Below are 19,856 nucleotides of genomic sequence, written 5' to 3' on the forward strand. Positions count from 1 at the left end.
CATGGCCATGTCTTTCTTCAGGAGCAGTTCTTGAGCCATTCCTCGTTCCATCCCATCGCGCGCCGCCTTTACACCGCGCTGGTCCTGCCGCTGCGGGACGATCTCGGCATCGACGAGCCGGGCCTGCGCCAACTCGTGCGCTATTACCTGCAACAGCCGAGGTTCGCCGCCGAGGGCGGCCTGATCGCCAATCCCGAGGCGGGCGAAGCCTTCTACCTGACCCGCGAGGAAAAGCGGCGGGTGCTGGAAATCGTGATGGAGGAAGCCGCGGGCCGGATGCCGGTGCTGGCCGGCACCTTCGCCTGGACCACCGCGGAAACCGTGCAGACGGCGCTCGACGCGAAGGCGCTGGGCGCCCAGGGCATCTTCGTGGTGCCGCCGGCCGGTTCCATGGACGTGGCCATCGCCTGGGACTCGGTCCGCTATCCGGAGGTCTGGCTGGACCAGATCAAGGCGCAGGACGCGGCCGTGGACCTGCCCATCTTCACCCATCCCATCACCAGCGCGTCGCAGCCCTGGGGACTGGGCCTGCCGCTGGAGCCCACGCTGAAGTTCTGCCGCGAGGTGCCCAACATCGTGGGCTGGAAGACGACCTACGCCTACCAGGGACACCGCATCCTGGCGCGGGCCATGCGCGAACAGGCGCCCGGCGTCGCGCTGCTGTGCTCGAGCGCGCATTTCTTCCACGAGTACCTGGCCAGCGGCAATTTCGACGGCACCATCAGCGGCTCGTGGAACTATGCGCTGGAGCCCATGCTGGACCACATCGAGGCGATGCGCGCCGATGACCTCGCCGCCGCCCGCCGCATCTGGGACGCGGGCCTGGCGCGCCTGCACGAATACATCTACGCCGAGCCCGGCCGGCTGCACGTGCGCTACAAGATCGCAACCTGGCTGCGCGGCCTGATCGAGTCGCCGCGCATGCGTCCGCCCATGCCCGAGCCGCGCGCCGAGGAGATCGGCCGCATCGACCAGTTGCTGCGCGGCGCGGGCATCGGCGTGGTGCGCGAACCGGCGCAGATGGCCGCCGCCGGGAGGCAGGCATGATGGGCGCGCGCCGCATCGCGGCGCTGGCGCTGGCAGCGTTGCTGCCGGTGGCCGGCCTCCATGCGCAGGAATACCCTGGCAAACCCGTCAAGATCGTGGTGCCGTTTCCGCCGGGCGGCTCGACCGACGTGGCGGCCCGCATTCTCGCGGCCAAGCTGGCCGAGGAGTTCCGGCAGCCGGTCTACGTCGAGAACAAGCCCGGCGCCGGCACCACCATCGGCGCCGCGTACGTCGCTTCCTCGGCGCCCGACGGCCACACCCTGTACGTGACGGGGCCGATCACCCACGCCAGTTCGCAGGCGCTCTACAGGAAGCTGCCCTACGACGCCCTGCGCAGCTTCGCGCCGGTCGGCAACATGACCGTGTCCCCGTTCATCGTGGTGGTCCATCCCGCCTCGCCCGCGCGGTCGCTCAAGGACCTGCTGGAAGCGGCGCGCAAGCAGCCGGGGCGGCTGAGCTACGCCTCCAGCGGCAACGGCGCCGCCCCCCATCTGGTGACCGAGATCATCGCGCGCGCCGCCGGGGTGTCGTTCACGCACGTGCCCTTCAAGGGCGTGGGGCCGGCGGTGGTCGCGCTGCTGGGCAACCAGGTGGACTTCATGATCGCCGACGTCGCCGTCGTGCCGCAGATACGCGAAGGCAGGCTGCGCGCGCTGGCGCTGACCACGGCGGCCGAGTCGCCGCTGGTGCCGGGCGTGCCTTCGATGGTGGGGGCTGGCATGCCGGGCGTCGACGTGCCGAGCGGCCTGGCCCTGTTCGCGCCGGCGGGGACGCCGGAGGCGGTCGTCGCGCGTATCAACGCGTCGATGAACCGCGCGCTGCAGGACGCGGAGGTCAGGCAAAAGTTCGCCATGCAGGGCTTCGAGATCCAGACCGGCACGCCGGCCGATCTGGCGGCGATGATGGCGCGCGAGATCGAGCGCTACGGGCAGGTCGTGCGGCAGACGGGCATCAGCATCGATTGACGCGGGCCGCGCCGGCGGGGTCCGCGGCTCAGGCGCGGCGCAGGCAGGCCAGCGCCGCCGCCGACAGCAGCAGGGCGGCGCCGCCGTAGATCAGCACGGCGGGCGCGGCCGGCAGCAGCAGGCCGGCCAGCATCGGTCCCGTGCCCGCGCCGATGTCGCGCCAGACCGCGCGGGAGGCCAGGGCCTGGATGCGTTCGTGACCGGGATGGCGGTGCGCCACGATGGGGGCCAGCAGCGGCAGTTGCAGGGCGCGCAGCACGACGATGGCGAAGGCGCAGCCCCACAGCCAGCCGGCGCCGAAGCCGACCAGGGCGACCGAGGTGGCCAGCGACAGCACGACCAGCATGTGTTCGGCGCCCAGGCGGTCGGCGATGCGCCCGCCCAGCGGGCTGAGCAGGATCTCGGACAGGTATCGCAGCGCCATCAACACGCCGGCCGCCAGCAGGGCCCAGTCGGGCAGCGCCTCCTGCGCGAGCAGCGACAGGCCGATGATGAACAGGCCGTCCAGCGTCAACCCTTCCATGAAGGACCAGGCATCCAGGCTGCCGGGCGGCCGTATGCGGCGCGCGGCTTGCGGCGCGCTTTGGGGTCGGCGGTGCGCGGGCAGGCGGCGCGCCAGCGGCAGGGCCAGCAGGGCGAGGGCGGCCAGGATGAAGAAGATGAAACGCGGTCCGGCCAGATCCGCCAGCCAGGCACCCGCCGGCAGCGCCAGCATGGGGCCCGCGGCGATCAGGGCGCGCGAGCGGCCCGTGCGCTGGGCCGAGCCGGACAGGCTGGCGGTGGCCAGTGCCAGGGTGGACAGGTTCAGCGCCGCGTAGGACAGGCCCCACAACAGCCGGACGGCCAGCAATAGCCAGAATCCGGGGAACAGCGCATAGCCCAGCGCGCAGCAGGCCGAGGCCAGTGCCGCCAGCGTGCAGGCGGCGCGGTCGCCGCGCTCGGCGTACAGCCTTGCGACCCAGCCATAGCCGACTATCCGGACCAGCCGGTTGGCGGCCAGCAGCACGCCGGCCTGCGCGAGGCTGACGCCGAACTGTTGGGCGTGGACGGGAAGCAGCAGGTAGAGGACGGTGTCGGCGGGCAGGCACAGGCCCAGGACAATCGAGGCATCGCGCGAATGGCGATCGGCGGTGGAGGTGTCGGGATCGGACATAGGCCGACATGGTGACGTCCGCATGACAGGGCGACAAACGATTTAAACTGGCGCCACACGTGAGAAAATTGCACGCATGCACCATCGTCCGCCGCCCCTCAATGCCGTCCGGGCCTTCGTCGCCGCCGCCCGCCATCTCAGTTTCACCCGCGCCGGGCAGGAGCTGGGCGTGACCCACGGCGCGATCAGCCGCCAGGTCCGGCAACTGGAGGACTACCTGGGCGTCGAACTGTTCGAGCGCCGGACGCGGCAGATCGTGCTGACCGCGGCCGGCGCGCAGTTCCTGGCCGATACCGCGCCCGCGCTGGCCAGCATCTCGGCCGCCGCCGAAGTCTTCGTCGGGCGCAGCGCGCCTCGGGTGGTCAGGATCAACGTGCGCCCGAGCTTCGCCGTGCGCTGGCTGATTCCGCGCCTGCCGGATTTCGTGGCCCGCCATCCACAGGTCAAGCCGGAAGTGGTGACCAGCACCCTGGCGCCCGAGAAGGCGCTCGAAAGCTTCGACGTGGCCATCCGGCGCGGCCGCCGCGGCTGGCCGCCCTCGATCGAAGCGCGCGGCTTCATGCAGGACGAAGGCCTGGTCGTGGCCGCGCCGGAGCTGCTGCGGGTCCGGCCGGTCGATCGGCCCGCCGACCTGGCCGGACATGTCCTGCTGTATTCCCGCTCCCGCCGCGCGGATTGGGAAGCCTGGTCCGCGCAGGTCGGCCGGCCGCGCGCGCGCCAGCAGCAGACGCTGCAGTTCGATCACCTGCATTTCGTGATGCAGGCGGCACTGGATGGATTGGGGTTGGCGCTGGCCCCGGTTTCGCTGCTGGGCCACGACCTGGCCAGGGGCCGTCTGGCGGCGCCCCTGCCCGACCTGCGGCTGGTGCTCGATCGCTACTATTACGGCGTGGCGCCGGACGCGGGGCCGCCCGCGCAATTGTTCGTGGCCTGGCTGCAGGACGTGGCGCGGGCCGAGACGCGGCAATTGCTGAAGCTGGCGGGCGCCGCCGCCAGCTGAGCGGTCCGGTCAGGCGCGCGTGACCTCGCTGTCGATCTTGATCGTGGTGCTGGTCATCAGCTTGTGCACGGGGCAGCGGTCGGCCACCGCGTGCAGCTCTGCCACCTGTTCGTCGGTCAGGTCGCCGCTCAGCACCAGGCGCGCGGTCAGCCGGTATTCGCCGCGCCGCTCGTCCTTGTCGTCGCGCACGATTTCCACGTCCACGCCATCCAGGGGAATGTTCTTGCCCTTGGCGTAGACCATCAGCGTCAGCGCCTTGCAGCCGCCCAGCGCGGCATCGAAATAGTCGTGCGGGGACGGGCCCTCGCCCTTGGGGGCGGGCATGTCCAGGGGCACGTCGTGGGCGCCCAGGGAGATGGTGTAGCGCATGCCGCCGGGCATGTTCGATTTGACGTGTACGCTCATGATTGCTCCGTTGCGGGGGAGGCGAGTGGGGATTCGGGCGTCTCGCGGTAGGCCTGCCAGGCGTCGTGGCCGCCCAGCAGCGCCCAGGTGCTGGTATAGCCGGCGGCACGCAGCTTGGTCGCCAGCATGGCCGCCGAGATCTCGTTGGGACAGGCGCAGTACACCACGATGTCGGTGTCGTAGGGGCCGAGTTCCAGGCCGTCCAGCGGTGCGTGGATGTCCACCGCGATGGCGCCCGGCAGCGGATCGTCGGGCTGGGGCCGCACGTCCAGCAGGATCGGCCGGCGGCCCGCGCGTTCCCAGGAGGCGAGTTCGTCCACCGCCAGGCGGGGAACGGTGCGCAAGTACTTGATGACGCGCCACCGCTGGACCAGCCGATAGGCGATGTACAGCGCCAGCAGCGTGCCCAGGAACAGGATGCCCATCTGGCCGTATTGGTCGATGGCCAGCAGGATGTCGGCCACCACGGGATGGAAGACCGCGCCCAGCAGGATTGCCGAACCGCCCCAGATCAGGGTGCCGGCGATCTCGTAGCCGACGAAGGTGCGGTAGGGCGCGCGGGTCAGGCCGGCCATCACGGTGCTCAGGGCGCCGGCGCCGGGCAGGAACTTGGCCACCAGCAGCAGGCGCGGTCCCACTTGCAGATAGCGGCTCTGGGTCTGGCGTATGCAGGAGTCCTGCGAGAGCGAGATGCGGCAGATGGTGCTGAGCAGCCGCGCGCCGTGGCGCTGTCCGGCCGCGTACCAGGCACTGTCGGCGATCAGGCTGGCCGCCACGGTGCCGGCCAGGATCAACGGCCACGAGAGCTGGTCCTGCGCGGCCAGCGCGCCGGCCACGACCAGCAGCGGATAGGCGGGTATGGGCAGGCCCGCCTGTTCCAGCAGCACGTTGAAGAAGACCAGCCATGCTCCGTAGAGCACGAGCAGCGTCTGTAGATCGGCCAAGTGGGCCTCCTGGATGAGTTCTCTAGGAGAGGATAGGGGCGCTCGCGGCCGAAACAAGCCCACGGGCCGTGGGGGATTTCGCCCCGCGCCGGCCCACCTTACCACAGGCCACGGGCGGCTTTCCCGGCCGCCCGCCGGTTCATTCGGCCGTGATGTTCGCCGCCTTCACCACGTCCGCCCAGCGCTGGGCATCCTTGGCGACGAGCTTGCCGAATTCGGCCGGCGAGGCGGTGGCCGGCACCATGCCCTGCGCCTCGAACGCGGAAGCCGTGGCGGACGATTTCAGCGCCTGCGAGATTTCCTTGTTCATGCGGGCGATGATGTCGGGCGGCGTGCCCTTGGGCGCGAACACGCCGTACCACATGTCCACGTTGCCGCCCTTGATGCCCGCTTCCTCCAGGGTCGGTACGTCGGGGAGCTGGGCCAGGCGCTTCGCGCTGCCGGTGGCGATGGCCTTGAGCTTGCCGCCCTTGATCTGCGGCAGGGCCACGTGCACCGGCAGGAACATCGCATCTATGCGTCCGCCCAGGATGTCGGTGACGGCGCCCGCCGTGCCCTTGTAGGGCACGTGCATCATCTGGGCCCCGGTCTGTTGCAGGAACAGCGCCATCGACAGGTGGTGGGGCGTGCCCACGCCGGGGGTGGCATAGGTCAGCTTGCCGGGTTCGGCCTTGGCCGCGGCCACCAGTTCGGCCACGGTGGCGGGCTTGCGCGAGGTGGGCGACACCAGCAGCAGGGTGCCCCACGAGGTCAGCGCCACGGGGTCGAAGTCGGCCACCGGGTCGTAGGGCAGCGACTTGTACAGGCTGCGGTTCATGACCAGGGTGTTGACCTGCACCATGAAGGTATAGCCGTCGGGCGCGGCGCGGGCGGCGCGTTCGCTGCCGATGTTGCCGCTGGCGCCGGCCACGTTCTCGACCACGATGGGCTGGCCCAGGGTCTTGCCGAGCTGGGTGGAGAGCTGGCGGGCGACGAGGTCGATGCCGGTGGCGGGGGTGTAGGGGACGATGAAGGTGATGGGGCGGTCGGGCCAGGCGTAGGCGCTGGCGCACGAGCAGGCCAGGGCAAGGGCGCCCAGCGCGCGCAGGGGTCTAAGCATCTCGATGTCTCCTTATATGGTCTCCTGCCAGTATGCGGAAAGCGATATGCTTTGGAAAATGAATTTTTGTTCTCATCCATATCCGGTGCGATATGGCTGGGATGCCCCCCTTCGTTCCCGGTTTCCGCCCATGGATTGGACCCATCGCTTGCGGCTGCGCAACCTCCAGATGTTGCTCAGCCTTGCCCAGACCCGCAACATCAGCCATTCGGCCGCCGCGCTCAACACCACGCAGCCCGCGCTGTCGAAGTGGCTGCGCGAGCTGGAGGACGACATCGGGCTGCCGCTGTTCGAGCGGCATGCGCGCGGGCTGCGGCCGACGTCCTATGGCGAGGCGCTGATCGCCCATGCCCGGCGCATCGAGGCTCAACTGGACCGTGCCCACAGCGACATGGAGGCCATGCGCGAAGGGGGTAGCGGTCAGGTGCTGATCGGCACTTCGGGCGCGGCGGCGCCGGACACGGTTCCCCTGGCGATGCTGGCGCTGCTGCGGCGCATGCCGCAGGCCCGGATCCGGGTGGTGGAAAGCACGATGGACCAGTTGATGGGGCAATTGGCACAGGGGGAACTGGACATCGTCGTGGGCCGCTCCGCCCCTGAACTGCACGATCCCGCCATCCGGTCCGAGGCGCTGTACCTGGAGCCCATCCATTTCGTGGCGCGGCCGTTGCACCCGTTGTTCGAAGGCCGCGAGCCGACGTGGGACGCGGTGGTGGGTTATCGATGGATCCTGTGGCCTCGGGGCACGCCCATACGCAACGCGCTGGATGCGGCGCTGGCGGCGGCAGGGCGGAGCCTGCCGGTCGATTACGTGGAGTCGAATTCGGCGACGCTGAACATCACGCTGCTGGCGCACAGCGACATGGTGGGAGTGGCTTCGCATCGGGCGGCGATGCGGCTGGTGACGATGAATGCGGTGCGGATCGTGCCGCTGCGCCTGTCGGGATTCGGGTCGGTGGAAATGTATTGGCGCAATGACGCGTTGCGGCCGGCGGGGGTGGAGACGGCGTTGGAATGCCTGAGGGAGGTCGTGCGAGGGCAGGGGGAGCCCTGAGTCCTTGAGACGGCGGCATCCGGAGCGTATCGGCCCCAGAATGCGGTGGATCCGGCTCCGCCGGTCCACCCGCATCGCCCCCTGGGGGGCGCGCTTCAGCGCGTAGGGGGGGGATTCTTCTTTTCTTTTTCTTCTTTGACGCGGTAGACCAGGACGGCGACGTGGGCCAGGGACAGCACCTTGGCGGTGACGCTGCCCAGCAGCAGGCGCGAGAGGCCGCTGCGGCCGTGGCTACCGATGAAGATCAGGTCGCAGCCGGTTTCGGCGGCGGCCTGGACGATGCCGTCGGCGACGTTGAAGTTCGAGACGGACAGGGCGGTGCTCTTGACGCCGGCGGTGTCGGCACGGCTGGTGACGGCGTCGAGGTACTTGGCGGCCTGTTCGGCCGAAGCTTTCTCGTAGGCGTCGTCGGTGATCGCGTAGGCGGCGGCCATGCCGTCGAAGCCGATGGTGGCGGCGAAGGGCTGGGTGACGTGCAGGGCCACGATTTCCGCGTTCACGGAGCGGGCGAAGCTGACGCCGGCGTTGGCGGCCTGGGCGGACAGCGGCGAGCCATCGGTGGGGATCAGGATTTTCTTGAACATGACGTTTTCTCCTTGAAGATCACGAAGATGACCGCTCGAACGCCGGTGCAATGGCGCGGGCGTTTTTTCGTTACCGCGCAGTACACCACATCTTGAGCGGCTATGTCTTGATCGGTATCAAGCCAATACCTTGCGCAGGAAGCCCGAGATGTCTCCGAGTTCCGGCGCACAGACCGAGTGGGGCATGGGATAGGCATGCCATTCGACGTCGTAGCCTTCCTGGCGCAGCAGGTCGCGCGAGGCCGTGGCGCGCTCGAGCATGACGATGGGATCGGCCGTGCCGTGGCCCATGAAGATGGGCGTATGGGCGTTGGCGGGGCTGCGTTCCGCGGCGAAGGTGGCGGCCAGCGGCAGGTAGCCGGACAGGGCGACCAGGCCGGCGAGTTTCTCGCGCAGGCGCAGGCCGGTGTGCAGGGTCATCGCGCAGCCTTGCGAGAAGCCGGCCAGCACGATGTGCTCGGTGGCGATGCCGCGCTGGTTCTCGCGCGCGATCAGGTTCTCGACGTGGCGCTGCGAGGCACGGATGCCGGGATCGTCCTCGCGCCGGACGAGGTCGCTGACGATGATGTCGTACCAGGCGCGCATCGCCATGCCGCCGTTGATGGTCACCGGCTGCACGGTGGCGTGCGGGAAGACGAAGCGCACCGGCGGCAGGCCGCGCAGGTCCAGTTCGGGGACGATGGGTTCGAAGTCGTGGCCGTCGGCGCCCAGGCCGTGCAGCCAGATCACGGCGCGGGTGGGGTTCGGGCCGGTTTCGGCCTGGACGCATTCGAGCAGGGTATCTGTCATGGCGTTCTCGATGAGAGGGGCCGGCGCTCAGGGCGCGGGGCGGATCGCCGTCTTGGGGCGGAACGCCTTGCACACGGTTTCGTCGGTTTCGACGTAAGGGCCTTCGATGAGCTGGATGCAATAGGGCACGGCGGCGAAGATGCCGGGCACCACCAGCTTGCCGTCGGCCTCGCGCAGTCCTTCCAGGGTCTCGCGTATGGCCTTGGGCTGTCCGGGCAGGTTGATGATGAGGGCGGCGCCGTCCGCCGCCGACGTGCCGCGTTCACGGATGACGGCGACCTGGCGCGACAGGATGGCGGTGGGCACGAAGCGCAGCGAGATCTGGCGCATCTGTTCGCCGAAGCCGGGCATCTCTTTCGTGGCCACCGCCAGGGTGGCCTCGGGCGTGACATCGCGCCGCGCCGGGCCGGTGCCGCCGGTGGTCAGGATCAGGTCGCAGCCGAGTTCGTCGCACAGTTCCGCCAGGGTGGCGGAGATGGCCGGCGCGTCGTCGGCGACCAGCCGCTCGACGTAGCGCACCGGCGTGCGCAGGGCGCCGTCCAGCCAGGTCTTGAGCGAGGGGATGCCTTCGTCGGCATAGACTCCGCTGGAGGCGCGGTCGCTGATGGACACCAGGCCGCACAGCAGTTCGTCGGGATGGTTGCGCACGAGGCGCTTGGCGGAAGTGGTCATGGCGGCGGTGGGATCAGTGTTCGTCTTCGTCGTCGGCCGGGGGCGGCGACCCGGCATCGGGAGCGGCCTGCAGCCGCTTGATTTCCTGGAACAGCGCGCGATAGTGCTTGCGCTGCGGCTCGCGCCCGGGCAGCAGGGCGGCGTTGGCGGCCTGTTCCTTGCGCGCACCGCGTATCAGCGCCCGCAGGGGCTGGGCCTGGGCGTGGGGGTACAAATCCATGAAGCCCGTGAAATGTTCGTCGCTGGCCAGGAGGCGGTCGCGCCACAGTTCGAGCTGGTGGAAGGCGGCGATCTGTTCCATGGATTCGCCATCCCACTCGGCCAGCATGGCCTGGATGGGTTCGACGTGCGCCTCGCGCATCAGCTTGCCGACGTACTGCAATTGCCGCCGCTTGCCCTCGTGGGCGGTGATGCGCTGGGCCTCGCGTATCGCGTCGTACAGGCGTTCGGCCAGGGGCAGTTGCCGCAGCTTGGCATCGGGCAGCCCGACCAGGCGTTCCCCCAGGTCCTGCAGGGCGGCCATCTGCCGCTTGAGCTGCGACTTGCTGGGGGACTGGTATTCGCCGTCCGGATCGGCTTCTTGCACCGGGACCAGGGGCGATGGACTACGTTTGGAGCGGGACATGGAAAATGGCGTGCTTCGACGGTAAGAAGGCTGACACCAGCTATCATAAAGCCTTGCCTTCCTGCCCGGGCCGCCCGCCCGCGTGTCCGGGCCGCCTCCTTCCCGAAGAAACTCCATGGCCACTTCCCCGTCCCGCAAGAAAACGACCGCCGCGCCCACCCGTCCCGCGCTCGATACCGACCCCGCCGCGTTCCGCCAGTTGATCGAACGGGTGCTGGACGAGTCCAGGCGCGCCGGCGCCACCGACGCCGCGGCCGAGGTGTCCGAAAGCCAGGGGGTGGCCGTGTCGGTGCGCCGGGGCTCGCTGGAGACGGTCGAACAGACGCGCGACCGGTCGCTGGACATCACCGTGTACGTGGGGCAGCGCCGGGGCTCGGCCTCGACCTCGGATTTCTCGGACCAGGCGGTACGCGATACCGTCCAGGCCGCGTACCACATCGCCAGCCATACCGCCGAGGATCCGGCCGCGGGCCTGCCCGACGCCGACCTGCTGGCCACCGAATTCCCCGACCTGGATCTCTACCACCCGTGGAACCTGCCGGCCGAGGCGGCGGCCGAACTGGCGCTGCAGGCCGAGCGCGCGGCCCTTTCCACCGACAAGCGCATCACCAACTCCGACGGCGCGTCGGTGTCCTCGTACGAAGGCCACTTCGTCATGGGGAACACCCGGGGCTTCCTGAACGGCTACCCGTATTCGCGGCATTCGCTGTCGGTATCGCCCATCGCCGGGCGGGGCGGCAACATGCAGCGCGACGACTGGTACACCAGCGACCGCGACTGGGCGCGGCTGGCCGATCCCGCCAGCGTCGGCCGCTATGCGGCCGAACGCGCGCTGTCGCGGCTGTCCGCGCGCCGCATCCCCACCGGCAGGTATCCGGTGCTGTTCGAGGCGCCCCTGGCCTGCGGCCTGCTGGGCTCGCTCACCCAGGCCCTGAGCGGCGGGGCGCTGTACCGCAAGTCCAGCTTCCTGGTCGACAGCCTGGGCCGGCAGGTCTTCCCCGGGCACATCGACGTGCTGGAAGACCCCGCCATCAAGGGCGCCCAGGGCAGCGGCGCGTTCGACGACGAAGGCGTGCGCACGCAGGCGCGCAAGGTCGTCGACGGCGGCGTGGTCCAGGGCTATTTCCTGTCCAGCTACACGGCCCGCAAGCTCGGCATGGTCACGACCGGCAATGCCGGCGGTTCGCACAACCTGGTGCTGGCGTCGCGCAAGACGCGGCGCGGCGACGATTTCCGCGCCATGCTGCGCAAGCTGGGCACCGGCCTCCTGGTGACCGAGCTGATCGGGCAGGGCATCAACTACGTGACCGGCGACTATTCTCGCGGCGCGTTCGGCTACTGGGTCGAGAACGGCGAGATCCAGCATGCCGTGCAGGAGATCACCATCGCCGGCAACCTGAAGGACATGTTCGGCGGCATCGCCGCGGTGGGGGCGGACACGCTCACGCGCGGCACCAAGACGACCGGGTCCATCCTGTTGCCGGAAATGTCGATCGCCGGACGCTGAGGGTCTTGCCGCCGGAGCGGGGCCGTCCGGCGTTTCGTGCGCCAGTCATCGGGGAAAGCCTATGAACGCAAAGCCTTTGCATCGCATCGTCATCGCCGGCGGCGGCGCGGGCGGACTCGAACTGGCCGTGCGCCTGGGGCGGCGCCACGGCCCCGAGCACGTCACGATGGTCGACGCCACGCCCTTCCACATCTGGAAGCCCTCGCTGCACGAGGTCGCCGCGGGCACCGTGGACATCCACCGCGACGGGCTTTCCTACGCGATGCTCGCGCACGACAACGGCTTTCGCTTCGTGCTGGGAGAAATCCGCGGCGTCGACCGCCAGGCGCGCGACGTACAGGTGGCGGCCCTGCGCGATGCCGACGGCACCGTCATCCTGCCCGAACGGAACGTTCCCTACGACACGCTGGTGCTGGCCGTGGGCAGCCTGGGCAATTTCTTCAACACGCCGGGCGCCGACCAGCATGCGATCTCGCTGGACACCACGGACGCCGCCGAGCGCTTTCGGCTCGCGCTGCTCAAGGCCATGGCGCGCGCCTCGGTCGGCATCGACGAGGCCACGCCGGGCATCGTCAACGTGGTGATCGTGGGCGGCGGCGCCACGGGCGTGGAGCTGGCCGCCGAACTGCACGAGGCGGGCAACACGATTTCGGCCTACGGGCTGCCCGGCATGACGCGGCAGAACCTGCGCATCACGCTGATCGAGGGCGGGCCGCGCATACTCGGGCCGCTGCCCGAGCGCGTCGCCAAGGCGGCCGAGGAACTGCTGGTGGAACGGGGCGTGACGGTGGTGGCCGACTGCCGCGTGTCCGAGGTCACGCCGCATACCGTGGTGGCCCAGGACAAGGTGTTCGACGCCGACCTGTGCGTCTGGGCGGCGGGCATCAAGGCGCCGTCGCTGCTGTCCCGGCTGGGGCTGCCGCTGAATCCGATGCAGCAGGTCCAGGTGGACGAGACGCTGCGCACCCAGGATCCCGACATCTACGCCCTGGGCGATTGCGCCGCGGCGCCGTGGCGCGAGACCGGCAAGACCGTGCCCGCGCGCGCCCAGGCCGCGCACCAGCAGGCCTCGTATCTGCTGCCGCTGCTGTCCGCCCGCATACGCGGGGAGTCGGCGTTCGCGGCGCCGTTCCGCTTCCGCGATTTCGGCTCGCTGGTGTCCATCGGCCATGCCGAGGGCGTGGGCAGCCTGATGGGCAATCTTTCCGGCCGCAAGCTGCTGGTGGAGGGCTGGATCGCCCGCATGATGTACGCCGGCACGCACTGGTCGCACTATGCCGCGGTACTGGGCTGGTGGGGCGCCAGCGTGCGCTCGCTGAGCCGCTTCCTGAGCCGTCGTTCGCAGCCCCGCGTCAAGTTGCACTAGTCCCCGCCATTCGCTTTCCAGCCCAGGGTTTATCCCTGTCCCGGGTTCCATTGACAGTCAAAATTTGCATGATAAAGTCATGCAAATAGTCATGATCCACACAGCGGCTGGAGCGACATGAAACTCAGAATCGATGCCCATCCCGACCCCATGATGGGGCTGGTTCCCCTGTTCACCGCCATCGACGCCGGCCTGTTCGCCAAGCGCGGCATCGAACCCGTTTTCGTCCAGCGGTCGGCGGTGCAGGCCATCGAGGACATGCGCGCCGACCGCATGGACCTGACCTTCTCCGGCCCCACGCTCACCATCATGGCGCGCGAGCGGTTCGACCTGCCGTCCCGCTTCGTCTCGGCGGCCGCGCTGCGCGGCACCTACGCCGGCCGCAGCGCCGACTTCATGAATCTCATTGCCCGCCATGACGTGGCCATCGAGCGGCCGTCGGATTTCGAGGGCAAGCGCCTGGGCGCCTTCGCGCTGGACGGGGGCATCACGCATTCGGCGCCGCTGCACCTGTTCAACCAGCATGGCGTCGACGTCTCGCGCGTGCAGTGGGTGCCGATGCCCTTTCACAAGATGCCCGATGCGCTGGCCGCGGGCGAGATCGACGTCGCCATCTGCGTCGAGCCGCTGGTCACCCTGATGCTGCGGCGCGGCCTGGGCCGCGCGGTGGACGAGGTGCTGGGCGAGGGTTCGCTGGCGATGGCCAGCACGGGCAACCCGTCGCTGGTGTCGAACTGGTGGACCACGCAGGCGGCCTACGCGCGTGAACCGGAACTGTTCGCCGCCACGGCCGACGCGCTGGCCGAGGCCGTGGGCGTCGTATACGCCGATCCGTCGGCCGCGCTCGACGCGATGGCCCGGCATACAGGACAGGACTCCGCGCTGCTGCGCGAGATCGGGTTCAAGACCACGCTCTTCCATCCCTTCGGCATGGACGATCCCGAGGTCAAGGCCATGTACCGCGGTTGGGTGACCGTGCTGCGCGGTGCCGGCCTGCTCGACCACGACATCGACGTGGAGCAGTTCTTCTGATTTTCGGAGCCGCCGCGCGCGGACGGGTTTTTTCACTGTCGGGAGATCGTCATGAAGCAGTCCAGTTCCAGGGTACGCCGTGTGCTTTTGCTTTGCGCGGCATTGGCCTGCGCGCAGCCGGGACTCGCCGGCGCCCAGCCGTCCGGCCCCGCGCCGGAGAAGGCCGTCATGTTCATCGGCTGGCGGGCCGAGGCCGAGTGGGGTGGTTTCTTCCAGGCCGTGGCCAAGGGCATCTACCGCAAGCACGGGCTGGACGTCGAGATCCGCCTGGGCAATCCGCAAAGCAATCCCACGCCCATGCTGCTGGCCGGACGCGTGGATTTCACGGCGGGCAGCAGCGGCACCTCGCTCAACGCGGCGCGCGAAGGCGCGCCCCTGATGTCGGTGGCCGCGATCTTCCAGAAGGATCCGCGCGTGCTGATCGCCCATCCCAACCAGGGCGTGGACAAGATCGAGCAGATCAAGGACCGCACGGTGCTGGTGGGCGCGCTGGGCATGGCGACCTTCTGGCCCTACCTGCGCGGGCGCTTCGGCTTCACCGACGACCAGGTCAAGCCCTATACGTTTTCGCTGGCGCCGTTCCTGGCCGACAAGAAGGTGGTGCAGCAGGGGCTCATCACCAACGAACCGCTGGCGCTGAAGAAGGCGGGCGTCGAGAACCCGGTGTCCTTCCTGCTGGCGGACTATGGCTGGGACCCGTACATGACCACCATCGTCACCACCCGCGACAACGTCGAGAAGCGGCCGCAATTCGTGCAGAAGTTCGTCGATGCGTCCATCGAGGGCTGGTACAGCTACCTGTACGACGATCCGTCGGCGGGCAATGAACTGATCAAGCGCAACAACCCCGAGATGACCGACGAACAAATCGCTTTCGCGATCCATGCCATGAAGGAGCGCGGCCTGATCGATTCCGGCGATGCGAAGCGCCTGGGCATCGGGGCGATGACCGACGCGCGCTGGGAGCATTTCTACCGGTCCATGGTGGACGTGGGCGTGCTGCCCACCGGCCTGGACGTGCGCAAGGCCTACACGCTGAAGTTCGTCAACAAGAAGGTCGGCATGCGATGACTGAAACGGCCATGGATACCGACCGGGTGCTGGAACTGCGGAACATTTCCAAGCGCTTCGGCAACGGCACGCTGGCGGTCGAAAACCTCAGCCTGTCCCTTGCGCGGGGAAGCTTCGTCAGCCTGCTCGGGCCCTCGGGGTGCGGCAAGAGCACGGTGCTGCGCATGATCGCCGGACTGTCCGAGCCGACCGCCGGCGAGGTCGTGCGGCAGGGCACCAGGGGGGCGGTCGGCTTCGTCTTCCAGGAGCCCACGCTGATGCCGTGGGAGACGGCGCTGTCCAACACCATGCTGCCGCTGGACCTGGCGGGCGTGCCGCGCGACGAGGCCCGGCGGCGCGCCGCCGAGGCGCTCGAGAAGGTCGGGCTGAAGGGGTTCGAGCAGGCCCTGCCAAGAGAGCTTTCCGGCGGCATGAAGATGCGCGTCTCCATCGCCCGGGCCATCGTGACCCGGCCGCAGGTCCTGCTACTGGACGAGCCGTTCGCGGCGCTGGACGAGATCACGCGGTTCAAGCTGAACAACGACCTGCTGCGGCTGTGGCAGGACCAGCGCTTCACCGCCGTGTTCGTCACGCATTCGGTGTTCGAGTCGGTGTATCTGTCCCAGCGGGTGATCGTCATGGCCGCGCGGCCGGGGCGGCTCCATGCCGACCTTCCCATTTCCCCCGATGCGGCGCGCGGCGAATCGTTCCGCACTTCGGCCGAATACGCGCATCTGTGCAGGCAGGCCTCGGAAGCCCTCGAAAAGGCGATGAACGCATGAACCCCAAGCTCCGTACCGCGCGCATCGTCCTGCCCGTCGTCATGGGCATCCTCTGCCTGGTGGCCTGGGAGGCGATCGTGCGCGGCCTGCGCATCTCGCCGCACATCCTGCCCGGCCCGGCCGATATCGGCCGCGCGCTGGTCGAGGACTGGCCGCTGCTGTCGGCGGCGCTGTGGGTCACGCTGAAGATCACCGCGTCGGCCTTCGTCAGCGCCGTGCTGGTGGGCGGCGCCATCGCGATCCTGTTCAGCCTGTCCAAGTGGATAGAACTGACCTTCTTCCCCTATGCGGTCATCATGCAGGTCACGCCGGTAGTCGCCATCGCGCCGCTCCTGATCATCTGGGTGGACAACGTGCAGGTGGCGCTGCTGATCTGCGCGTGGCTGGTGGCCTTCTTCCCCATCCTGTCGAACACCATCGTCGGCCTGAACAGCGCCGACCACAACCTGCGCGATCTGTTCCGGCTTTATGGCGCGACCCCGGGCCAGACGCTGCGCCGGCTGCGCATTCCGTCGGCCATGCCGTACTTCCTGGCGGGCGTGCGCATTTCGGGCGGGCTGTCGCTGATCGGCGCGGTGGTCGCGGAATTCGTCGCCGGGGCGGGCGGGCAGGGTTCGGGCCTGGCCTATCGCATCCTCGAGGCCGGCTACCAGTTGAAGACGCCGCGCATGTTCGCGGCCCTGCTGATGATTTCCTGCACCGGCGTACTGATCTTCCTGGCGACCTCGTGGGTGTCGCAGCGCATCCTGCGGCGCTGGCACGAAAGCGCCATGGAGCGCGAATCTTGAAGTCGCTGGCCGCGGAGCTGGAACGGGCGGCGGGGGCCTACGTCCTGCGCGGCGCGCGGGTGCCCGCGGCGCTGCTGCCCGCCACGCTGGCCGGACTGGCCGATGCGCAGGGCCTGGCGGGCGTCGACCTGGCGGTCGACGGGGGCCGGCTGGGCGCGGTCGCGCCCGCCGGGACGCTGCAAGCGGGCGAGGGGCCGGACCTGGCCGGCCGGCAAGTCTGGCCGGCCTTCCACGACCTGCACACTCATCTGGACAAGACGCATACGCTGGCGCGCGCGCCCAATGCCGATGGCACGCTATTGGGGGCGGTCAAGGCCGTGATGGCCGACCATGCGTGCTGGCGTCCGGGCGAGCTCGAGGCGCGCGCCGGCTTCGCCCTGCGCTGCGCCTGGTCGCACGGCACCGCCGGCCTGCGCACGCACCTGGATGCGGCGGGACCGCAGGCGCGCATGGCCTGGGACACCATGCTGGCTTTGCGGGCCAGCTGGGCATCCCGCGTGCGGGTGCAGATGGTGGCCATGGCGCCCATGGAGACCTACCTGGGCGAGGGCGCCGAGGACTTCGTGCGCCGCGTGGCCGAAACCGGCGGTGTGCTGGGCGGCGTGACGCGCGTACCCGGCCTGCCGCCGCCTGCCGCGCGCCAGCGCCTGGCGCAGGCCCTGGATGCGCTGTTCGACTGGGCCGTGCGCTACGGCCTGGACGTGGACCTGCACGTGGACGAGTCCTGTGAACCCGAGGCCGATTCCCTGCTGGAGGTCGCGCGGCGCACCCAGGCGCGCGGCCTGGGCGGGCGGGTCGTGTGCGGCCATTGCTGCAGCCTGGCCGTCCAGGCGGACGAGACCCGCGAACGGATGCTGGATGCCTGCCGCGACGCGGGCCTGGCCATCGTCAGCCTGCCGCTGGTCAACCTGTTCCTGCAGGACAGGGCGCCCGGCCGCACTCCCCGGCTGCGCGGACTGCCGCCGCTGCAGGAAATCTCGGCGCGCGGCATTCCGGTGGCGTTATCGAGCGACAATTGCGCAGATGCGTTCCACGCCTACGGAGACTACGACATGCTGGAAGTATTCCGCGAAGCCGTGCGCAACGGCCACCTGGACCGTCACGCCGGCCACTGGTCCGCCAGCGTGACGGCGACACCGGCGGCCCTGATGCGCCAGGCCGGATCGGGGCGGCTCGAACCGGGCCAGCCGGCCGATTTCGTGATCTTCGACGCCCGCGGCATTCCCCAGTTGCTGGCCCGGCCCCAGTCCGACCGCCTGGTCGTCCGCGACGGCCGGCTGCTGGCCGTGTCGCCGCCGTCGTTCGACGAACTCGACGCGGCGCTGGCGCGCGCGGGGACGGAGTAGGCCATGGCGCGATCCTCATCGGCGAACCCGCCGCGGCGGCCCGGGCAGTCCCAGGCCTTTCCGGAAGGCGGCCTGCTGGCGCCCCGGGTCAGTACCCTGAGCAAGGCGCTGACCCGCAGCGCCGTCCAGTTCGCCAAGGCGCAGTACGGCCTGTCCCAGGTGGAATGGCAGGTGGTCACCCTGCTGGGCGTGTTCCAGCCGGTGTCCATACGGGAACTGGCCTATCACGCCATGCTCGATGCCGCGCAGATCAGCCGCGCGGTGTCGTCGCTGGTGGAGCGGGGCGACGTCAACCGCGCGCGTAGCGCGCGCGACAGCCGCGAGGCGGAACTGTCGCTGACGCCGCAGGGGCTGGCCATGCACGCCGAGCTGACCGCTGCCGCCCAGTCGCGCAACCGGCACGTATTGGGTGAGCATTCCGCGGCCGACGTGGCCCGGTTCTTCGCCATGCTGGACAGCTTCATCGCGCGGGCCAGGCAACTGAGCGACCAGGAGTGAGGCGCGGGGCCGGTGGCCGGCCAGCCGGCCGGTCCCTACAATAGCCCCCACTTCATTTCCCGGACGGAGTCCCAGCATGGATGCACGCGACGCAATGGCCGGCCGCCCCGGCGGGCGCAATCTGATCACCGACGTCGCCGGCCTGCGGGTGGGGCAGGCGCACGATGCGCGGGCCTGCACCGGCGTCACCGTGATCCTGCCGGATGAACGGGCCATGGCCGCGGTGGACATCCGCGGCGGCGGGCCGGGCACGCGCGAGACCGATACCCTGGGCGCGTCCAACCTCGTGCGCTCGGTCGATGCCATCGTGCTGTCCGGCGGTTCGGTCTACGGCCTGGCCAGCGGCGACGGCGTGGCCGCGTGGCTGGGGGCGCAGGGCCGCGGCTTCACGCTGCTGCACCAGCCCGGCGTCCCGCCTTCGCCCATCGTGCCGACCGCGGTGCTGTACGACCTCGCCAACGGCGGCGACAAGCAGTGGGGCGAGACCCCTCCCTATCGCGACCTGGCCATGCGGGCCGCCCGGGCGGTCCAGTCCGGTTTCGACCTGGGTACGCATGGCGCGGGCTTCGGCGCGTCGGCGGGGTCGCTCAAGGGGGGATTGGGGTCGGCGTCCTACGTCACGCACGACGGCATGACCGTGGGCGCCATCGTGGCCTGCAACAGCTTCGGTTCGGTCGTGGCGCCGCAAGGGCGGCGTTTCTGGGCCGGAGCCTTCGAGATCGGCGAGGAGTTCGGTGGCCTGGGGCCGGCCAGTACCCGGGCCGAGGGCGAGAACTGGGAGTTCGCCAAGCTGGATCCGCGCCCGCGCGCCAACACCACCATCGCCTGCATCGCCACCGACGTCGCGCTGTCGCCCGACGAGCTGCAGCGCGTGGCGACCATGGCGCAGGACGGGCTGGCCCGCGCGATCCGCCCCATCCACGCGCCGTTCGACGGCGATACGGTGTTCGCGATCTCGACGGGGCGGCGCGAGGCGCCGGCGATGGAAGGCCCGGTGGATCCCCGGCCCTTCATCGTCTGCCGGCTGGGCGCGCTGGCCGCCGACGTGCTGGCCCGCGCCATCGCGCGCGGCGTCTACAGCGCCGTCACGCCCGAAGGGATGACGACGCCCGCATGGTCCAGCCTGTAAGGTGTCCGGGCCCAGCCGCGG

General features: G+C 69.8%; 21 protein-coding genes. 13 read left to right on the forward strand and 8 right to left on the reverse strand.

The genetic code is table 11. From position 1 onward, the window contains the following. The first annotated feature begins 30 nt into the window (after positions 1-30). Positions 31-1,047, forward strand: a complete 1,017-nt coding sequence (locus EGT29_RS06070) for a dihydrodipicolinate synthase family protein (protein WP_124688169.1) — start codon at positions 31-33, stop codon at positions 1,045-1,047. Continuing rightward, entirely contained in the window at positions 1,044-2,012 is a 969-nt protein-coding gene (locus EGT29_RS06075; protein WP_124688170.1) for a tripartite tricarboxylate transporter substrate binding protein, read from the forward strand. Before EGT29_RS06070 ends, EGT29_RS06075 begins: the two co-directional genes overlap by 4 nt. A gap of 28 nt (positions 2,013-2,040) precedes the next feature. On the opposite strand, the gene EGT29_RS06080 is transcribed toward EGT29_RS06075, so the two are convergent. Further along, a complete protein-coding gene (locus EGT29_RS06080; RefSeq protein WP_124688171.1) occupies positions 2,041-3,165 on the reverse strand; it encodes an MFS transporter in 1,125 nt (374 codons plus the stop codon). Positions 3,166-3,241: 76 nt separating this feature from the next. Between EGT29_RS06080 and EGT29_RS06085 the strand changes: the two genes are divergently transcribed. Beyond that, on the forward strand, positions 3,242-4,165 hold the full coding sequence (locus tag EGT29_RS06085; RefSeq protein ID WP_124688172.1) for a LysR substrate-binding domain-containing protein: 924 nt from the start codon (positions 3,242-3,244) through the stop codon (positions 4,163-4,165). A gap of 9 nt (positions 4,166-4,174) precedes the next feature. Here the strand turns inward: EGT29_RS06085 and EGT29_RS06090 are convergent, their stop codons facing one another. From EGT29_RS06090 to EGT29_RS06100, 3 genes are all read right to left on the reverse strand, one after another. Next, positions 4,175-4,570: an OsmC family protein gene (locus tag EGT29_RS06090; RefSeq protein WP_124688173.1), complete on the reverse strand. Its 396-nt coding sequence runs from the start codon at positions 4,568-4,570 to the stop codon at positions 4,175-4,177. Beyond that, the gene (locus tag EGT29_RS06095; protein WP_124688174.1) at positions 4,567-5,514 is read right to left on the reverse strand and encodes a DedA family protein/thiosulfate sulfurtransferase GlpE; all 948 of its coding nucleotides are present in this window, start codon (positions 5,512-5,514) and stop codon (positions 4,567-4,569) included. The genes EGT29_RS06090 and EGT29_RS06095 overlap by 4 nt, the downstream gene beginning before the upstream one ends. 139 nt (positions 5,515-5,653) lie before the next feature. Further along, a complete protein-coding gene (locus tag EGT29_RS06100; RefSeq protein WP_124688175.1) occupies positions 5,654-6,613 on the reverse strand; it encodes a tripartite tricarboxylate transporter substrate binding protein in 960 nt (319 codons plus the stop codon). Between the two features lie 130 nt (positions 6,614-6,743). On the opposite strand from EGT29_RS06100, the gene EGT29_RS06105 reads away from it, so the two are divergent. Then, positions 6,744-7,667 (forward strand): LysR family transcriptional regulator, encoded by a 924-nt coding sequence (locus EGT29_RS06105; protein WP_124688176.1) that lies wholly within the window; start codon positions 6,744-6,746, stop codon positions 7,665-7,667. Between the two features lie 95 nt (positions 7,668-7,762). On the opposite strand, the gene EGT29_RS06110 is transcribed toward EGT29_RS06105, so the two are convergent. The 4 genes from EGT29_RS06110 to yjgA all read right to left on the reverse strand — a co-directional run bounded on the left by EGT29_RS06110 (position 7,763) and on the right by yjgA (position 10,337). Next, complete coding sequence (locus EGT29_RS06110) at positions 7,763-8,251, reverse strand: universal stress protein (RefSeq protein WP_124688177.1); 489 nt, start codon at positions 8,249-8,251, stop codon at positions 7,763-7,765. A 117-nt stretch (positions 8,252-8,368) separates the two neighbouring features. Next, on the reverse strand, positions 8,369-9,040 hold the full coding sequence (locus EGT29_RS06115) for an alpha/beta hydrolase (protein ID WP_124688178.1): 672 nt from the start codon (positions 9,038-9,040) through the stop codon (positions 8,369-8,371). Positions 9,041-9,067: 27 nt separating this feature from the next. After that, on the reverse strand, positions 9,068-9,712 hold the full coding sequence (gene mog, locus EGT29_RS06120) for a molybdopterin adenylyltransferase (protein ID WP_124688179.1): 645 nt from the start codon (positions 9,710-9,712) through the stop codon (positions 9,068-9,070). 13 nt (positions 9,713-9,725) lie between these two features. After that, positions 9,726-10,337: a ribosome biogenesis factor YjgA gene (gene yjgA, locus EGT29_RS06125; protein WP_124688180.1), complete on the reverse strand. Its 612-nt coding sequence runs from the start codon at positions 10,335-10,337 to the stop codon at positions 9,726-9,728. Between the two features lie 115 nt (positions 10,338-10,452). Between yjgA and pmbA the strand changes: the two genes are divergently transcribed. The 9 genes from pmbA (at position 10,453) to EGT29_RS06170 (ending at position 19,835) form a co-directional block, all read left to right on the forward strand. Further along, positions 10,453-11,844: a metalloprotease PmbA gene (gene pmbA / locus EGT29_RS06130; protein ID WP_124688181.1), complete on the forward strand. Its 1,392-nt coding sequence runs from the start codon at positions 10,453-10,455 to the stop codon at positions 11,842-11,844. 61 nt (positions 11,845-11,905) lie between these two features. Continuing rightward, complete coding sequence (locus EGT29_RS06135) at positions 11,906-13,210, forward strand: NAD(P)/FAD-dependent oxidoreductase (protein WP_124688182.1); 1,305 nt, start codon at positions 11,906-11,908, stop codon at positions 13,208-13,210. 117 nt (positions 13,211-13,327) lie between these two features. After that, complete coding sequence (locus EGT29_RS06140; RefSeq protein WP_124688183.1) at positions 13,328-14,242, forward strand: ABC transporter substrate-binding protein; 915 nt, start codon at positions 13,328-13,330, stop codon at positions 14,240-14,242. A 51-nt stretch (positions 14,243-14,293) separates the two neighbouring features. After that, complete coding sequence (locus tag EGT29_RS06145; protein ID WP_124688184.1) at positions 14,294-15,313, forward strand: ABC transporter substrate-binding protein; 1,020 nt, start codon at positions 14,294-14,296, stop codon at positions 15,311-15,313. A gap of 11 nt (positions 15,314-15,324) precedes the next feature. After that, the gene (locus tag EGT29_RS06150) at positions 15,325-16,074 is read left to right on the forward strand and encodes an ABC transporter ATP-binding protein (protein WP_238160308.1); all 750 of its coding nucleotides are present in this window, start codon (positions 15,325-15,327) and stop codon (positions 16,072-16,074) included. Then, positions 16,071-16,862, forward strand: a complete 792-nt coding sequence (locus EGT29_RS06155) for an ABC transporter permease (protein WP_124688186.1) — start codon at positions 16,071-16,073, stop codon at positions 16,860-16,862. Before EGT29_RS06150 ends, EGT29_RS06155 begins: the two co-directional genes overlap by 4 nt. After that, positions 16,859-18,208, forward strand: coding sequence for a cytosine deaminase (locus tag EGT29_RS06160; RefSeq protein WP_202865592.1), 1,350 nt, complete (start codon positions 16,859-16,861; stop codon positions 18,206-18,208). Before EGT29_RS06155 ends, EGT29_RS06160 begins: the two co-directional genes overlap by 4 nt. A gap of 3 nt (positions 18,209-18,211) precedes the next feature. Then, positions 18,212-18,706, forward strand: a complete 495-nt coding sequence (locus EGT29_RS06165; protein ID WP_124688187.1) for a MarR family winged helix-turn-helix transcriptional regulator — start codon at positions 18,212-18,214, stop codon at positions 18,704-18,706. Positions 18,707-18,782: 76 nt separating this feature from the next. Next, on the forward strand, positions 18,783-19,835 hold the full coding sequence (locus EGT29_RS06170) for a P1 family peptidase (RefSeq protein ID WP_202865593.1): 1,053 nt from the start codon (positions 18,783-18,785) through the stop codon (positions 19,833-19,835). The last annotated feature ends 21 nt before the right edge of the window (positions 19,836-19,856 follow it).

It is taken from the genome of Pigmentiphaga sp. H8 (assembly GCF_003854895.1).
Classification (GTDB): domain Bacteria; phylum Pseudomonadota; class Gammaproteobacteria; order Burkholderiales; family Burkholderiaceae_B; genus Pigmentiphaga.

Excerpts from the sequence above, each read along its gene's own strand:
- EGT29_RS06100 (WP_124688175.1), bottom strand. The coding sequence starts at position 6,613 with ATGCTTAGACCCCTGCGCGCGCTGGGCGCCCTTGCCCTGGCCTGCTCG.
- EGT29_RS06110 (WP_124688177.1), bottom strand. The coding sequence starts at position 8,251 with ATGTTCAAGAAAATCCTGATCCCCACCGATGGCTCGCCGCTGTCCGCC.
- EGT29_RS06115 (WP_124688178.1), bottom strand. The coding sequence starts at position 9,040 with ATGACAGATACCCTGCTCGAATGCGTCCAGGCCGAAACCGGCCCGAAC.
- EGT29_RS06165 (WP_124688187.1), top strand. The coding sequence starts at position 18,212 with ATGGCGCGATCCTCATCGGCGAACCCGCCGCGGCGGCCCGGGCAGTCC.
- EGT29_RS06090 (WP_124688173.1), bottom strand. The coding sequence starts at position 4,570 with ATGAGCGTACACGTCAAATCGAACATGCCCGGCGGCATGCGCTACACC.
- EGT29_RS06150 (WP_238160308.1), top strand. The coding sequence starts at position 15,325 with ATGGATACCGACCGGGTGCTGGAACTGCGGAACATTTCCAAGCGCTTC.
- yjgA (WP_124688180.1), bottom strand. The coding sequence starts at position 10,337 with ATGTCCCGCTCCAAACGTAGTCCATCGCCCCTGGTCCCGGTGCAAGAA.
- EGT29_RS06145 (WP_124688184.1), top strand. The coding sequence starts at position 14,294 with ATGAAGCAGTCCAGTTCCAGGGTACGCCGTGTGCTTTTGCTTTGCGCG.
- EGT29_RS06140 (WP_124688183.1), top strand. The coding sequence starts at position 13,328 with ATGAAACTCAGAATCGATGCCCATCCCGACCCCATGATGGGGCTGGTT.
- EGT29_RS06075 (WP_124688170.1), top strand. The coding sequence starts at position 1,044 with ATGATGGGCGCGCGCCGCATCGCGGCGCTGGCGCTGGCAGCGTTGCTG.
- EGT29_RS06135 (WP_124688182.1), top strand. The coding sequence starts at position 11,906 with ATGAACGCAAAGCCTTTGCATCGCATCGTCATCGCCGGCGGCGGCGCG.
- EGT29_RS06080 (WP_124688171.1), bottom strand. The coding sequence starts at position 3,165 with ATGTCCGATCCCGACACCTCCACCGCCGATCGCCATTCGCGCGATGCC.
- EGT29_RS06105 (WP_124688176.1), top strand. The coding sequence starts at position 6,744 with ATGGATTGGACCCATCGCTTGCGGCTGCGCAACCTCCAGATGTTGCTC.
- mog (WP_124688179.1), bottom strand. The coding sequence starts at position 9,712 with ATGACCACTTCCGCCAAGCGCCTCGTGCGCAACCATCCCGACGAACTG.
- EGT29_RS06085 (WP_124688172.1), top strand. The coding sequence starts at position 3,242 with ATGCACCATCGTCCGCCGCCCCTCAATGCCGTCCGGGCCTTCGTCGCC.
- EGT29_RS06155 (WP_124688186.1), top strand. The coding sequence starts at position 16,071 with ATGAACCCCAAGCTCCGTACCGCGCGCATCGTCCTGCCCGTCGTCATG.
- pmbA (WP_124688181.1), top strand. The coding sequence starts at position 10,453 with ATGGCCACTTCCCCGTCCCGCAAGAAAACGACCGCCGCGCCCACCCGT.
- EGT29_RS06170 (WP_202865593.1), top strand. The coding sequence starts at position 18,783 with ATGGATGCACGCGACGCAATGGCCGGCCGCCCCGGCGGGCGCAATCTG.